This window comes from Streptomyces coerulescens (genome assembly GCF_042657965.1).
In the GTDB taxonomy this organism is placed as follows: Bacteria; Actinomycetota; Actinomycetes; order Streptomycetales; family Streptomycetaceae; genus Streptomyces; species Streptomyces coerulescens.
In genome coordinates, this window is sequence record NZ_JBHSKM010000022.1 from 150930 (window position 1) to 163400 (window position 12471).

At 70.0% G+C, this 12471-nt stretch carries 14 protein-coding genes; 9 read left to right on the top strand and 5 right to left on the bottom strand.

The annotated features are described in order from the left end of the window. Positions 1-56 precede the first annotated feature (56 nt). The 5 genes from ACFPQ9_RS28080 to ACFPQ9_RS28100 all read left to right on the top strand — a co-directional run bounded on the left by ACFPQ9_RS28080 (position 57) and on the right by ACFPQ9_RS28100 (position 3881). Entirely contained in the window at positions 57-1037 is a 981-nt protein-coding gene (locus ACFPQ9_RS28080; protein WP_380859084.1) for a ribose-phosphate diphosphokinase, read from the top strand. A gap of 182 nt (positions 1038-1219) precedes the next feature. Continuing rightward, positions 1220-1816 (top strand): 50S ribosomal protein L25/general stress protein Ctc, encoded by a 597-nt coding sequence (locus ACFPQ9_RS28085; RefSeq protein WP_380859087.1) that lies wholly within the window; start codon positions 1220-1222, stop codon positions 1814-1816. Positions 1817-1913: 97 nt separating this feature from the next. Then, a complete protein-coding gene (gene pth, locus ACFPQ9_RS28090; protein WP_380859090.1) occupies positions 1914-2516 on the top strand; it encodes an aminoacyl-tRNA hydrolase in 603 nt (200 codons plus the stop codon). 65 nt (positions 2517-2581) lie between these two features. Continuing rightward, complete coding sequence (locus ACFPQ9_RS28095; RefSeq protein ID WP_380859093.1) at positions 2582-3070, top strand: hypothetical protein; 489 nt, start codon at positions 2582-2584, stop codon at positions 3068-3070. A gap of 136 nt (positions 3071-3206) precedes the next feature. After that, positions 3207-3881 carry an LPXTG cell wall anchor domain-containing protein gene (locus ACFPQ9_RS28100; RefSeq protein ID WP_380859096.1) on the top strand — a complete coding sequence of 225 codons (675 nt, stop codon included), beginning with the start codon at positions 3207-3209 and terminating at the stop codon, positions 3879-3881. A gap of 73 nt (positions 3882-3954) precedes the next feature. Here the strand turns inward: ACFPQ9_RS28100 and ppc are convergent, their stop codons facing one another. Further along, a complete protein-coding gene (ppc, locus tag ACFPQ9_RS28105; protein ID WP_380859099.1) occupies positions 3955-6687 on the bottom strand; it encodes a phosphoenolpyruvate carboxylase in 2733 nt (910 codons plus the stop codon). Between the two features lie 307 nt (positions 6688-6994). On the opposite strand from ppc, the gene ACFPQ9_RS28110 reads away from it, so the two are divergent. Next, positions 6995-8005, top strand: a complete 1011-nt coding sequence (locus ACFPQ9_RS28110) for an acyl-CoA desaturase (RefSeq protein ID WP_380859102.1) — start codon at positions 6995-6997, stop codon at positions 8003-8005. Further along, a complete protein-coding gene (locus tag ACFPQ9_RS28115) occupies positions 8002-8679 on the top strand; it encodes a TetR family transcriptional regulator (protein ID WP_380859105.1) in 678 nt (225 codons plus the stop codon). Before ACFPQ9_RS28110 ends, ACFPQ9_RS28115 begins: the two co-directional genes overlap by 4 nt. Positions 8680-8718: 39 nt before the next feature. Here ACFPQ9_RS28115 and ACFPQ9_RS28120 read toward each other — a convergent pair whose 3' ends face one another. The 3 genes from ACFPQ9_RS28120 to ACFPQ9_RS28130 form a co-directional block, all read right to left on the bottom strand. Continuing rightward, entirely contained in the window at positions 8719-8892 is a 174-nt protein-coding gene (locus ACFPQ9_RS28120) for a CsbD family protein (protein ID WP_271664250.1), read from the bottom strand. A gap of 61 nt (positions 8893-8953) precedes the next feature. Beyond that, on the bottom strand, positions 8954-9322 hold the full coding sequence (locus ACFPQ9_RS28125; RefSeq protein ID WP_380859108.1) for a VOC family protein: 369 nt from the start codon (positions 9320-9322) through the stop codon (positions 8954-8956). Then, positions 9322-10131, bottom strand: coding sequence for a trans-aconitate 2-methyltransferase (locus tag ACFPQ9_RS28130; protein WP_380859111.1), 810 nt, complete (start codon positions 10129-10131; stop codon positions 9322-9324). Before ACFPQ9_RS28130 ends, ACFPQ9_RS28125 begins: the two co-directional genes overlap by 1 nt. A 95-nt stretch (positions 10132-10226) precedes the next feature. Here ACFPQ9_RS28130 and tamR point away from each other — a divergent pair, with 95 nt between their 5' ends. Continuing rightward, a complete protein-coding gene (gene tamR, locus ACFPQ9_RS28135; protein ID WP_103779353.1) occupies positions 10227-10724 on the top strand; it encodes a MarR family transcriptional regulator TamR in 498 nt (165 codons plus the stop codon). Between the two features lie 151 nt (positions 10725-10875). Here the strand turns inward: tamR and ACFPQ9_RS28140 are convergent, their stop codons facing one another. Next, positions 10876-11649, bottom strand: a complete 774-nt coding sequence (locus ACFPQ9_RS28140; protein ID WP_125529549.1) for a LuxR C-terminal-related transcriptional regulator — start codon at positions 11647-11649, stop codon at positions 10876-10878. A 270-nt stretch (positions 11650-11919) separates the two neighbouring features. On the opposite strand from ACFPQ9_RS28140, the gene ACFPQ9_RS28145 reads away from it, so the two are divergent. After that, entirely contained in the window at positions 11920-12381 is a 462-nt protein-coding gene (locus ACFPQ9_RS28145; protein ID WP_380859483.1) for a GNAT family N-acetyltransferase, read from the top strand. Positions 12382-12471: the final 90 nt, after the last annotated feature.

Here is a 12471-nt window from a genome sequence, read left to right on the forward strand (position 1 = left end):
ACACGGCGTACCGTGATAAGTGCACACCCAGTTGAGACACCTCTGAGGAGACAGCTGTGACCGGGATCAAGACGACCGGCGAGAAGAAGTTGATGTTCTTCTCCGGCCGCGCCCACCCCGAGCTTGCCGAGGAGGTCGCCCAGCAGCTGGGGGTCGGGGTCGTCCCGACGAAGGCCTTCGACTTCGCGAACGGCGAGATCTACGTCCGTTACCAGGAGTCGGCGCGTGGCGCGGACTGCTTCGTGATCCAGAGCCACACGGCTCCGATCAACCAGTGGATCATGGAGCAGCTGATCATGATCGACGCGCTGAAGCGTGCGTCGGCCCGCTCCATCACGGTCATCGTGCCGTTCTACGGTTACGCCCGTCAGGACAAGAAGCACCGTGGGCGTGAACCCATCTCGGCGCGTCTGATCGCGGACCTGATGAAGACCGCCGGTGCGGACCGCATCCTCACCGTCGATCTGCACACGGACCAGATCCAGGGCTTCTTCGACGGCCCCGTCGACCACCTCTTCGCGCTGCCGCTGCTCGCGGACTACGTGGGCGCCAAGGTGGACCGGGAGAAGCTGACGGTCGTCTCCCCGGACGCCGGCCGCGTGCGGGTCGCCGACCGCTGGTGCGACCGGCTCGGTGCGCCGCTCGCCATCGTGCACAAGCGGCGCGACAAGGACGTGGCGAACCAGGTGACCGTCCACGAGGTCGTGGGTGAGGTCAAGGGCCGGGTGTGCGTCCTGGTCGACGACATGATCGACACCGGTGGCACCATCTGCGCCGCCGCGGACGCCCTGTTCGCGCACGGCGCCGAGGACGTCATCGTGACGGCGACCCACGGCGTGCTCTCCGGCCCCGCCGCGGACCGGCTGAAGAACTCCCGCGTGGGCGAGTTCGTGTTCACCAACACCCTGCCGACGCCGGGCGAGCTGAGCCGTGATCTGGACAAGCTGACGGTGCTGTCGATCGCGCCGACGATCGCGAGCGCGGTGCGTGAGGTGTTCGAGGACGGTTCGGTGACGAGCCTGTTCGACGAGCAGTAAGCCCGCCGCTGGAGATCCTTTTGGGTCCGGCCTCCCTGTCCGAGTAGACTGCTTCAGTTGCTCGGCGAGGGAGGCCGTTTCCCGTTGTGGGATGCGGTGGTCCGTTATCGACGCGCTCTTCGTAGCAGGCCGTTCGTGGCCGGGTGACCACGTCCGCCCCAGATTTTCTACGAGGAGTGATCATGTCCGAGGTCAAGATCTCCGCCGAGACCCGTACCGAGTTCGGCAAGGGTGCCGCCCGTCGTATCCGTCGTGACTCCAAGGTCCCCGGCGTCCTGTACGGCCACGGCTCGGACCCGCTGCACCTGACCCTGCCGGGCCACGACCTGCTGCTCGCGCTGCGTACGCCGAACGTCCTGATCTCCCTGGACATCGACGGCAAGACCAACGAGCTGGCGATCCCGAAGGCCGTGCAGCGTGACGCGATCAAGGGCTTCCTGGAGCACGTCGACCTGCTGCTGGTCAAGCGTGGCGAGAAGGTCACGGTCGAGGTTCCGGTGCACGCCGAGGGCGAGCTGGCCCCCGGTGGCAACCTGCTCGAGCACGTGCTGAACGCGCTGCCGGTCGAGGCCGAGGCCACGCACATCCCCGAGTCCTTCACCGTGTCCGTCGAGGGCCTGGAGGCCGGCGCCTCCGTCCTCGCCAAGGACATCGAGCTGCCCAAGGGCACCACGCTGGCCGTCGAGGAGGACACGGTGGTCCTCCAGGTCCTGGCCGCGCAGGCCGAGGAGGCCCCGGAGGGCGAGGAGACCGAGGCCGAGGAAGTCGCCGAGGCCTGATCCCCGGCTCCGGCAGAGGCGTGATCCTCGGCTCTGTCATCGCTTCGTCAGCCGCTGTTCCCGCTGGGGGCAGCGGCTGGCGTGTATCACAAGGAGAATGGACGTGACGACCGATCCGAGCGCGCCGTGGCTGGTTGCCGGCCTCGGTAACCCGGGACCCGAGTACGCGATGAACCGGCACAACGTCGGGTTCATGGTGGCGGATCTGCTGGCCGAGCGGATCGGGGGGAAGTTCAAGCGGGCCGGGAAGGCGCAGGCGCAGGTCGTCGAGGGGCGGATCGGGCCGCCGGGGCCGCTGAACCGGCGGGTGATCCTGGTGAAGCCGATGTCGTACATGAATCTGTCCGGCGGGCCGTTGAACGCGCTGCGGGACTTCTACAAGGTGCCGCTCGGCAATATCGTCGCCGTTCATGACGAGTTGGACATCGACTACGGCACCCTGCGGTTGAAGCTCGGTGGCGGGGACAACGGGCACAACGGGCTGAAGTCGATGACGAAGGTGATGGGTTCGGACTATCACCGGGTGCGGTTCGGGATCGGGCGGCCGCCGGGGCGTATGCAGGTCGCGGACTTCGTGCTGAAGGATTTCGGTTCGGCGGAGCGCAAGGAGCTGGACTACTTCGTGGACCGTGCGGCGGACGCGGTGGAGTGTCTGGTGATCGAGGGGCTGGAGCGGGCGCAAAGCACGTACAACTCCTGACTTGTCCGCCCGCCCGGTCGGGCCGAGGTTGACCGGGCGCAGGGGCATGGCCAAGGATCGCGGCCATGCCTTCTGCCGTTGTCTCCAGTCAGGGCGCTGCCTCGGCGCTGCGGTTCGGGCGGTTCGCGTCGATGGGTACGGTCGCGGTGCTGATCCTGATCGCGGGGGTGTGGGCGTCGTGGGGCACCGCTCATCACGTGATGCTCACCAAGGGCCGGGAAAGCGGCACGATCGCGGTGACGCGGTGTGGTGCGGACACGTGCAGCGGGCCGTACACGCCCGTCTCGGAGGGTTCCCGGGCGCGGAAGTCGGTCGTCATCGAGAAGAACGTGGCCGTGCGCAAGGGGCAGACGTACACGGTCGTGATCAAGCCGGGCAGTGATGAGGTCGTGCGGTCGGGTCCCGCCGGGGTGCTGTACGCGTGGGTGCCGCTGGGCGGTGCGTTGCTGCTGGCGTCCGTCGTGGTCGCGGGAGGGCTGCAGCGGATGCGGTCGGCGTGGGTGATGGCCGGAGCCGGAGTCGCCCTGCTGACGGCGGCGTTCCTGATGGTCTGACGCCCCGGCGCGTTCTCCATTCTGTGGAGGATCTGAGTGTGGCCGGTTCGTGATTGACCTGGGTTCAGTCCTGGCAGGAAGCTGAGCCGCCCCCTCCACATCTTCCCGTTCCTTCTCGAAGATGGACTACTGCCCCATGCGTACCCTCAACCGCGTCGGTGCCCTGTCCGCCGTCGCCGCGGCAGCACTGCTGTCCGCCCCGGCCGCCGCGCACGCCACCGCTCCTGGTGACAACGGCACCGTGAAGATCCATGACGCCACCACCGGCGAAGAACTGCGCAAGAACGAGCCGCACGTGTGCGAGTTCTACCTCGACGCGTTCGGCTTCGACTCCGTGCAGCAAGTCTCCTGGCACATCGAGGCCTGGGCCCCGACGGCCGCCGTCAAGGGCGAGACCGTGAAGTCCGGCGCGATCACGCTGGACGGCGAGGGTCATGGCCGTACGGCGGACATGACACTGCCCGACGGCCACTACAAGCTGTTCTGGAACTTCGACGGCGAGAAGGGGGCCGCGAAGCACAAGGTGTTCTGGACGGACTGCGAGGACGAGGAGCCGGGTGGCGGCACGCCCACGCCGTCCGCCTCCGAGCCCGGGTCCCAGACGCCGGGCGGGGAAAGCTCCGAGCCGACCCCGAGCCCGTCCACGTCCGCGGGTGAGGCGGCCCCGTCATCGTCGCCGTCGGCGCAGGGCGATGCCGAGGGCGATCTCGCCGAGACCGGCAACGGTGCCCCGGTGGGCCTGCTGTCGACGGCGGCCGCGGCGCTGCTGGCCGCGGGCGGCTACCTGGCGTTCCGGCGTCGCAGGGCCTGACGCCCGACGAATGACGAACGGTGCCCCCGTGCTCGTAGGCAGCACGGGGGCACCGGTGTCGACTGCCCTGCGGTCAGCCGGTGTTGCGCAGGCCGGCCGCCACGCCGTTGACCGTGAGGAGCAGGGCGCGGGCGAGCAGCGGGTCGGGTTCGGCGCCGCTCGCGACCGCGTCGCGCTGGCGCTTGAGCAGGGTGACCTGAAGGTAGGAGATCGGGTCCAGGTAGGCGTCGCGGATGGCGAACGTCTGCTTCAGGACGGGCTGGGCGTCGAGGAGTTCGTCCTCGCCGGTGACCTTCAGGACCTCCGCGACGGTCAGTTCGTGCTCGGTGCGGATGGTGTCGAAGACGTGCTTGAGCTCGTCCGGGACGAGGGTGTCGACGTAGTGTCCGGCGATCCGCAGGTCGGTCTTGGCGAGCGTCATCTCGACGTTGGAGATGAAGTTGCGGAAGAAGTGCCAGTGTTCGTGCATCTCGTCGAGCACGGTGTCCAGGCCGGCCTCGCGCAGGGCCTTGAGGCCCGAGCCGACGCCGAACCAGCCGGGCACGATCTGCCGGGACTGGGTCCAGCCGAAGACCCACGGGATGGCGCGCAGCCCGTCGAGCGAGACGCCCGAGCCGGGGCGGCGGGAGGGCCGCGAGCCCAGGTGCAGGTCGGCGAGCTGGTCGACCGGCGTGGAGGCGAGGAAGTACGTCGGCAGGTCGGGGTCCTCGACGAGCCTGCGGTAGGCGGCGTGGGCGGCGTCGGAGACGACGTCCATCGCGGCGTCCCAGCGGGCGAGCGCCTCGACCGACTGGCGCGGGGCGGTGTGCAGCGCGGAGGCCTGCAGCGTCGCCGCGACCGTCAGCTCCAGGTTCTCCCTGGCCAGGGACGGCACGAGGTACTTGTCGGAGATGACCTCGCCCTGCTCGGTGACCTTGATCTCGCCCTCGAGCGTGCCCCACGGCTGGGCGAGGATCGCGTCGTGCGAGGGGCCGCCGCCGCGGCCGACGGTGCCGCCGCGGCCGTGGAAGAGGCGCAGCCGCACCCCGTAGCGGTGCGCGACGTCACGCAGCCGGCGCTGGGCGCGGTGGATCTCCCACTGGCTGGTGGTGATGCCGCCGAACTTGGAGGAGTCGGAGTAGCCGAGCATGACCTCCTGGACGTCGCCCCTGAGCGCGACGAGGCGCCGGTAGGACGGGTCGGAGAGCATGTCCTCCAGGATCGTGTCGGCGGCCTTGAGCTCGTCGGTGGTCTCCAGGAGCGGCACGATGCCGATCTTCGCCCAGCCGGCGTGCAGGTCGAGCAGGCCCGCCTCACGGGCGAGGACGGCCGCGGCGAACACGTCGTCGGCGCCCTGGCACATGGAGATGATGTACGACTCCACGACCTCGGGTCCGAAGACCTCCAGGGCCCGCTTCACGGTCTGGAACACGCCGAGGGTCTTCTCTCCCGCCGCGTCGACCGGCGCCGGGGTGGGCGCGAGCGGCCGGCGGGAGCGCAGTTCCTTCGCGAGCAGCTTGGCACGGTACTCGCGGGGCATGTCGACGTAGCGCCAGGACTCCTCGCCGAGCCGGTCGAAGAGCTGACCGAGGGCGTGGTGGTGGGCGTCGGCGTGTTCGCGGACGTCCATGGTGGCGAGCTGGAGACCGAACGCGGACAGCGTGCGGATGGTGCGGTCCATGCGGCCGTCGGCGAACAGCCCGCCACGGTGTTCGCGCAGCGAGGTCTGGATCAGCGTCAGGTCCTGCAGCAGCTCGCCGGTGCCGAGGTAGTCGCGGCCGGGCTCGTGCGGGATGTTCCTGGCCAGCCGGGTCTTGGTGTTCTCCAGCTTCTGCCGGATGCAGGTGGCCTTGAGCCGGTAGGGCTCCTCGGCGTTGAGGCGCTTGTAGCGGGGGCTGATCTCGGGCAGCCGGTCCAGGTCGGCCTGGAGGGAGTCCAGGAGTTCCTGGGTGGCGCCGGTGTAGCGGATCGAGTTCGACAGGAACTGGCGCAGCTCGTCGATCAGGTCGAGGGCGTCGTTGATGCCGTGCTCGTGCTGGAGGATCAGGACGTCCCAGGTCACCTGGGGGGTGACGTTGGGGTTGCCGTCGCGGTCGCCGCCGATCCAGGTGCCGAAGGTGAGCGGGCGGGTGGCGTCGGGCAGCTTGTAGCCGACCCGCTCCAGCTCCGCGGTCAGGTCCTCCAGGACGTCGCCGACGGCGCCGGCGTGCAGCTCGTCGAGGTAATAGATGGCGTTGCGGGCCTCGTCGGCGGGCTCGGGGCGTACGACGCGCAGCTCGTCGGTCTGCCATACGAGGTCGATGTTCTCGGCCAGTCGGGTGTCGTGCCGGCGGCGGTCCCCTTCGAGGACCGGGGCCTCCAGGAGGGCGGCGATGCGCCGCAGCTTGTTGAGGACCGAGCGGCGGGCGGCCTCGGTGGGGTGTGCGGTGAAGACCGGGCGGACGTTGAGGTGCTCGATCGTCTGGCGCAGGTGCTCGGGGTCGGCGTCCTTGAGCCGGTCGGCCGTACGGGCGAGGAGGCCGCCCTCGGCCGCGCGCCGGGCCCGCAGCTCACGGCCGCGGTGGACCTGCTCGGTGACGTTGGCCAGGTGGAAGTAGGTGGAGAAGGCGCGGACCAGCTTGGCCGCGGTGTCCAACTCGGTGCCCCTCAGCAGCTCGGCGGCTGCCTCGCCGTCCTCGCGGGTGAGACGGCGGACCTTCTCGACGAGATCGAGCAGCTCGGGCCCTTCCTGGCGGACGAGGGTCTCGCCCAGGAGGTCACCCAGTCGGCGGATGTCGGCTCGCAGCTCACTGCCGGTCGTCGTGTTCTGGTCGTCGGCACTGCTCACAGGTGCGGCTCCTTGCAGTGTTGAAGCTCGTCCGGGAGGGAACCCGGTCGCAGGCGCCGCGCGGCGGGTGCCGCATACGGCTCCTGACATCCGGGAAGAAATCAGAGCGGACCGCGCTGTCCGACCGACACCAGGATAGGTGTCCACGCGGACGCGCAGACTCTCGGGCTCTTGCCGCCGGGCGACGCACTGCCATACTTACGACGCCGTAGGTTACGGAACCGTAGGCACCGTCGTAACGAAATCCGGGAATGGTTCCGGCAACCCCGGCACCTGCCAAAACCCTCGACCCCACAGGGGACGCCCCATGACCACGAGCTCCGATGTGATCGAAGACGCCCCGAAGGCGAACGACGACACCCCGTTGACCTCTGCCACGCTCGGCGGCGAGAAGAAGGGGTCGCTCGAACAGTTCGCGCTTCTTCTCTTCATCGTCGTCCCGTTCCTGGCTCTCGCCGCCGCGGTGCCGCTGGCCTGGGGCTGGGGCGTGAGCTGGCTGGACCTCGGTCTGCTGGTCTTCTTCTACTTCCTCGCCTGCCACGGCGTCACGGTCGGCTACCACCGCTACTTCACCCACGGTTCGTTCAAGGCCAGGCGTCCGCTGCGTATCGCCCTCGCGATCGCCGGTTCCATGGCGGTGGAGGGCCCGCTGGTGCGGTGGGTCGCCGACCACCGCAAGCACCACAAGTTCTCCGACGCGGAGGGTGACCCGCACTCCCCGTGGCGTTACGGCGAGACCGTCCCGGCGCTGATGAAGGGCCTGTGGTGGGCGCACATCGGCTGGATGTTCGACGAGGAGCGCACCCCCCAGGACAAGTACGCGCCGGATCTGATCAAGGACCGGGCGATCCGCACGATCTCGCGTCAGTTCATCTGGTGGACGGTGCTGTCGCTGGCCCTGCCGGCGCTGATCGGCGGTCTGGTGACGATGTCCTGGTGGGGCGCCTTCACCGGCTTCTTCTGGGGCTCCCTGGTCCGGGTGGCCCTGCTGCACCACGTGACCTGGTCGATCAACTCGATCTGCCACGCGGTCGGCAAGCGCCCCTTCAAGTCGCGTGACATGTCCGGCAACGTGTGGTGGCTGGCGATCCTGTCCTGCGGCGAGTCCTGGCACAACCTGCACCACGCCGACCCGACGTCCGCGCGGCACGGTGTGGAGCGCGGGCAGATCGACTCCTCGGCGCGGATCATCCGCTGGTGCGAGATGCTCGGCTGGGCCTATGACGTGCGCTGGCCGTCACGCTCGCGTATCGATTCGCGCCGGAACACCGGGGAAGGCGGCTCCCGGCGCCGGAAGGAACCCGTAGAGGCGGCATGATTGACGCCGTGGCGACCGACTCCAGCAGCACCCCCGGCAATGAGAAGCAGCGGCGGGCCCGCCGTACCCGGATGACCGGTGCGGAGCGCCGCCAGCAGCTGCTGGAGATCGGTCGCACCCTCTTCGCCGCGAAGGGCTTCGAGGGCACGTCGGTGGAGGAGATCGCCGCGAAGGCGGGCGTCTCGAAGCCGGTGGTGTACGAGCACTTCGGCGGCAAGGAGGGGCTGTACGCCGTCGTGGTGGACCGTGAGATGCGCCGGCTCCTCGACATGGTCACGGGCAGCCTGACGGCGGGCCACCCCCGGGAACTGTGCGAGCAGGCCGCCTTCGCCCTCCTGGACTACATCGAGGAGAACACGGACGGTTTCCGCATCCTGGTCCGCGACTCCCCCATCCCGCAGTCGACGGGTTCCTTCGCCTCCCTCATCTCCGACATCGCCACCCAGGTGGAGGACATCCTGGGCCGCGAGTTCAAGAGCCGCGGCTTCGACCCCAAGCTGGCTCCCCTGTACGCGCAGGCCCTGGTCGGCATGGTCGCCCTGACCGGCCAGTGGTGGCTGGACGTGCGCCGCCCGAAGAAGGCGGAGGTGGCGGCCCATCTGGTGAATCTGGCCTGGCACGGGCTGGACGGCCTGGAGGCCAAGCCGCACCTGATAGGGCGCCGCAAGAGCTGACGCCCCGGCCGCCGGTGCCCGTGCCCTCGGCCGGCGCGCTCAGTGCTTGAAGGTGTCCTTGCCCTTCTCCTTCGCCTGGCGCGCGTCACCCTTCATCTGGTCGGCCTTGCCCTCGGCGGTCATGCGCTCGTTGCCGACGACGCGGCCCACCGCTTCCTTGGCCTTGCCCTTGGCCTGTTCCTTCATGGCCCGGGTCTTCTCTTCCTTCGCCACGTTCCTCACTCCGTAAGGTCCGACTTCGTGTCACCCAGCGGGTGACCCTGCGTGGCACCGCTCAAACAGCGGTCAGGGGCTCCAGGAACTCCAGCCGGTTGCCGACCGGGTCCTGCGAGTAGAACCGCCGGTGCCCGGGCAGGTTCTCGTCCCACTCCACCGGTGCCCCGTGCGCCCGGAGCCGGGAGCCGTACCGCTCGATGTCGGCGACCCGCAGCCCGGGGTGCGCCTTCCTCGCCGGACGGAAGTCCGCCTCGATGCCGAGATGCAGCTGTACACCGCCCGTCCGGAACCAGCAGCCCCCGCGCGCGGCGAGCACCGGTGGCTTGGGGATCTCGGTCATGCCGAGGGCGTCCACGTAGTACCTCCGCAGCCGCTCCTCCGAGCCGGGCGGGGCCGCGAGCTGCACATGGTCGACAGCGGTGATCATCAGGCCTCCTTGCGGGCCACGGCGAAGATGCGGCGGAACGGGAAGGGCGTGCCGTGCGCCCCGGCCGGATAGGCCTCCCGCAGGGCCGTCCGGTACTCGTCCAGGAAGGCGTCGCGCCGCTCGGGTTCGTCGGCGAGCGCGGTGAGGACCGGCCGCAGTCCCGTCCCCTTCACCCAGTCCAGCACGGGATCATCGCCGGTCAGGAGGTGGACGTACGTCGTCTCCCACACGTCCGCCGTACAGCCCAGGTCGGCCAGCCGGGCCAGATAGTCGCGCGGGTCGAGCACGGCGTCGTCGTGGCGCAGGACGTCGGCGAGGCCGTGGCGGGGGGCGAGGTCGCGCATCAGGCGGTGGCTGGGGGCGGCGAAGTTGCCGGGGACCTGGAAGGCGAAGGTGCCGCCGGGCCGCAGGGCGCTCACCCAGTGCGCGAACCGGTCCGCGTGCCCCGGCACCCACTGGAGGGTGGCGTTGCTGATGATCAGGTCGTGCGTCTCGGCGGGCGTGAAGGTGCGTACGTCGGCCGGGGCGAAGTCGAGCCGGCCGCCGCCGGCCGTCGGCCCCTCGTGCTCGACGTGGGCCTTGTCGAGCATCTCGGCGGAGTTGTCGTAGCCGGTGATGTGCGCGGTCGGCCAGCGCTCGGCGAGCAGGGCGGTGACATTGCCGGGGCCGCAGCCGAGGTCGGCGATACGGGGCCGCTCGGCGGGCAGGCCGGGGACGCGGGCCAGCAGGTCGGCGAAGGGGCGGGCGCGGTGGCCGGCGTGACGCAGATACTGGGCGGGGTCCCAGGTGGGGGTGGCGGCAGCGGACATGAGGGCCTCCTGTCTCGACTCGCTCACCAGCCTGCCCCGATAGATATCTTGACGTCAAGAGACTTCACGTCGACACAACCACTACACTGATCGTCATGGAGGACGAGGTCGATCGGCTGGTCGCAGCGTGGCGCCGGGAGCGCCCTGACCTCGACGTGGAACCGCTCGAGGTGCTCAGCCGCGTCAGCAGACTGGCGCGGCATCTGGACCGCGCACGCCGGCTGGCCTTCTCCGAGCACAGCCTGGAGCCCTGGGAGTTCGACGTGCTGACCGCGCTCAGACGCGCGGGATCGCCGTACCAGCTCTCGCCGGGACAGCTGCTGACCCAGACCCTGGTCACCTCGGGCACGATGACGAACCGCATCGACCGGCTGGCCAAGAAGGGCCTGGTCGAGCGCCTTCCCGACCCCAGCGACCGGCGCGGGGTCCTCGTCCGTCTCACGGACGAGGGACGCGATCGGGCGGATCAGGCGCTCGCCGGGCTGCTGGACCAGGAGCGGGCGATCCTGGCGGAGCTGTCGCGGGCGCAGCGGGGTGAGTTGGCCGGGTTGCTGCGTCAGCTGACGGCGCCGTTCGACAACATTCCCGGCTGAGCCGAGAGCCGCGACCTGCCATTTGCCGTCCGCGGCTCCGTCGTGGCCGGTCGCGCAGTTCCCCGCGCCCCTTGGGGGTGCGGCTCAGCGGTGCCGGTCAGGGCTGTCGGCACAGCCCCCGTGCCTTGAGGGTTGGGCTCGGGTGCGTCCGTCAGGCGCTGCTGCTTTCCTCCGGGATGATTCGGCCCGTCGGGCCCAGGTCCACCGGGCCCACCCCCGCCCGTCGCGCCAGCGCGACCGCGGCCAGCGTCGAGTGGACGCCCAGTTTGCCCAGGACGTTCTGCATGTGGGTGCGGACCGTGTGCGGGGAGAGATACAGGCGCTCGGCGACGGCCTTGCGCCCCAGGCCCGCCACCATGCACCGCAGCACTTCGCGCTCCCTCGGCGTCAGGGATTCCACCAGACGCTCGCTCTCGGTGCGGTGCTTGCGGGCCGCGGTCAGCTCCCGCAGGACGCCGGTGAGCAGGGCGGGCGGCAGATGTGTCTCGTCGCGCAGCACTCCTCGGATGACGGTGAGCAGCCGGGACAGTGAGCAGTCCTTGGCCACCCAGCCGCACGCACCGGCCTGGAGCGCCAGCGCGGCCCGGCGCGGATCGTCCTTCTCGGCGAGCACGACGGTCCGTACCGCCGGCTGCGCGGAGCGGACCCCGGCGACCAGCGAAATGCCGTCCACCAGCCCGTCCTCGCCCACCTCCTGGACGGGCACGGCGGGCCGGACACCTGGCACGTTGCCACCCAGGTCGGCGTCGACGAGCAGGACATCGAACCGGCGCCCCTCGGCGGCGGCGCGCTCCAGACTGCGCAGCGCGGCCGGACCGCTGCCCGCGGCGGAGACGTCGACGTCGGGCTCGGCGGCCAGGGCGGCGGCGAGCGACTCGGCGAAGATGCGATGGTCGTCGACGACCAGCACTCGGATGCGAACCACGAAACCCCCTTCCCCAAGCTCTCGAAGAGCAGGGGATACCCCATCGTCAAAGGACGACACCGGGAGACGAACACCGTCGCGGGCACGACGCCCGAAGCGGGGATGGCGCACGGCCGCCGCCGCGCAGAAACAGTTACCCCCACTTCGGGCGTCGAACCCGACCTGTCTCGCCCCCTGATCAGCACCGGCCCCCACCGGTGCTGTTCATCAGGGTACGGCCGGGGGGCAGGAGTGGAAGGCAATTTGCAGAACTGGTTGGCCAACGCGTTTATGGTGAGCCGCATGTTTCGTCTGGAGACAGAAGTAGACAAATCACGGCTGGATCTGCTCCGCCGTCGGCTGCGGGACGCCAACACCGCGGCCTCCCCGATCCTGCGCGCCCTGCGGGGAACCCCAGGTGAACGTGAACTTCCGCTCCAGGTCTGGGCGTTGGACCGCTCCGGCACGCTGGCCGGCGGTCTCGTCGGGCACACCTGGACCAGTTGGCTCCACGTCACGTATCTCTGGGTCGACGAACGCGCCCGCGGGGCCGGTCTGGGTTCGCAGTTGCTCGCACACGCGGAGGGCGTGGCCCGTGCCGAGCGGGGCTGCACCTCGGCGCGCGTGGAGACCTGGGACTTCCAGGCGCCGGGGTTCTACCGGAAGCAGGGGTACGACGTGGTCTGCGTGATCCCGGACTATCCGCCGGGCATCACGGAGTACACCCTGACCAAACATCTGGCCGGCGCGTAGCGCCGCCCCAGGGGCGCGGGGCTGTATCGATGTGCGGCTCCGCCGCGTGGGCGCGACCGGCCACGGCGGCGCCGCGTACGGATGACGACC

Excerpts from the sequence above, each read along its gene's own strand:
- ACFPQ9_RS28085 (WP_380859087.1), top strand. The coding sequence starts at position 1,220 with ATGTCCGAGGTCAAGATCTCCGCCGAGACCCGTACCGAGTTCGGCAAG.
- pth (WP_380859090.1), top strand. The coding sequence starts at position 1,914 with ATGGACGTGACGACCGATCCGAGCGCGCCGTGGCTGGTTGCCGGCCTC.
- ACFPQ9_RS28095 (WP_380859093.1), top strand. The coding sequence starts at position 2,582 with ATGCCTTCTGCCGTTGTCTCCAGTCAGGGCGCTGCCTCGGCGCTGCGG.
- ACFPQ9_RS28100 (WP_380859096.1), top strand. The coding sequence starts at position 3,207 with ATGCGTACCCTCAACCGCGTCGGTGCCCTGTCCGCCGTCGCCGCGGCA.
- ACFPQ9_RS28110 (WP_380859102.1), top strand. The coding sequence starts at position 6,995 with ATGACCACGAGCTCCGATGTGATCGAAGACGCCCCGAAGGCGAACGAC.
- ACFPQ9_RS28115 (WP_380859105.1), top strand. The coding sequence starts at position 8,002 with ATGATTGACGCCGTGGCGACCGACTCCAGCAGCACCCCCGGCAATGAG.
- ACFPQ9_RS28125 (WP_380859108.1), bottom strand. The coding sequence starts at position 9,322 with ATGATCACCGCTGTCGACCATGTGCAGCTCGCGGCCCCGCCCGGCTCG.
- ACFPQ9_RS28130 (WP_380859111.1), bottom strand. The coding sequence starts at position 10,131 with ATGTCCGCTGCCGCCACCCCCACCTGGGACCCCGCCCAGTATCTGCGT.
- tamR (WP_103779353.1), top strand. The coding sequence starts at position 10,227 with ATGGAGGACGAGGTCGATCGGCTGGTCGCAGCGTGGCGCCGGGAGCGC.
- ACFPQ9_RS28145 (WP_380859483.1), top strand. The coding sequence starts at position 11,920 with ATGGTGAGCCGCATGTTTCGTCTGGAGACAGAAGTAGACAAATCACGG.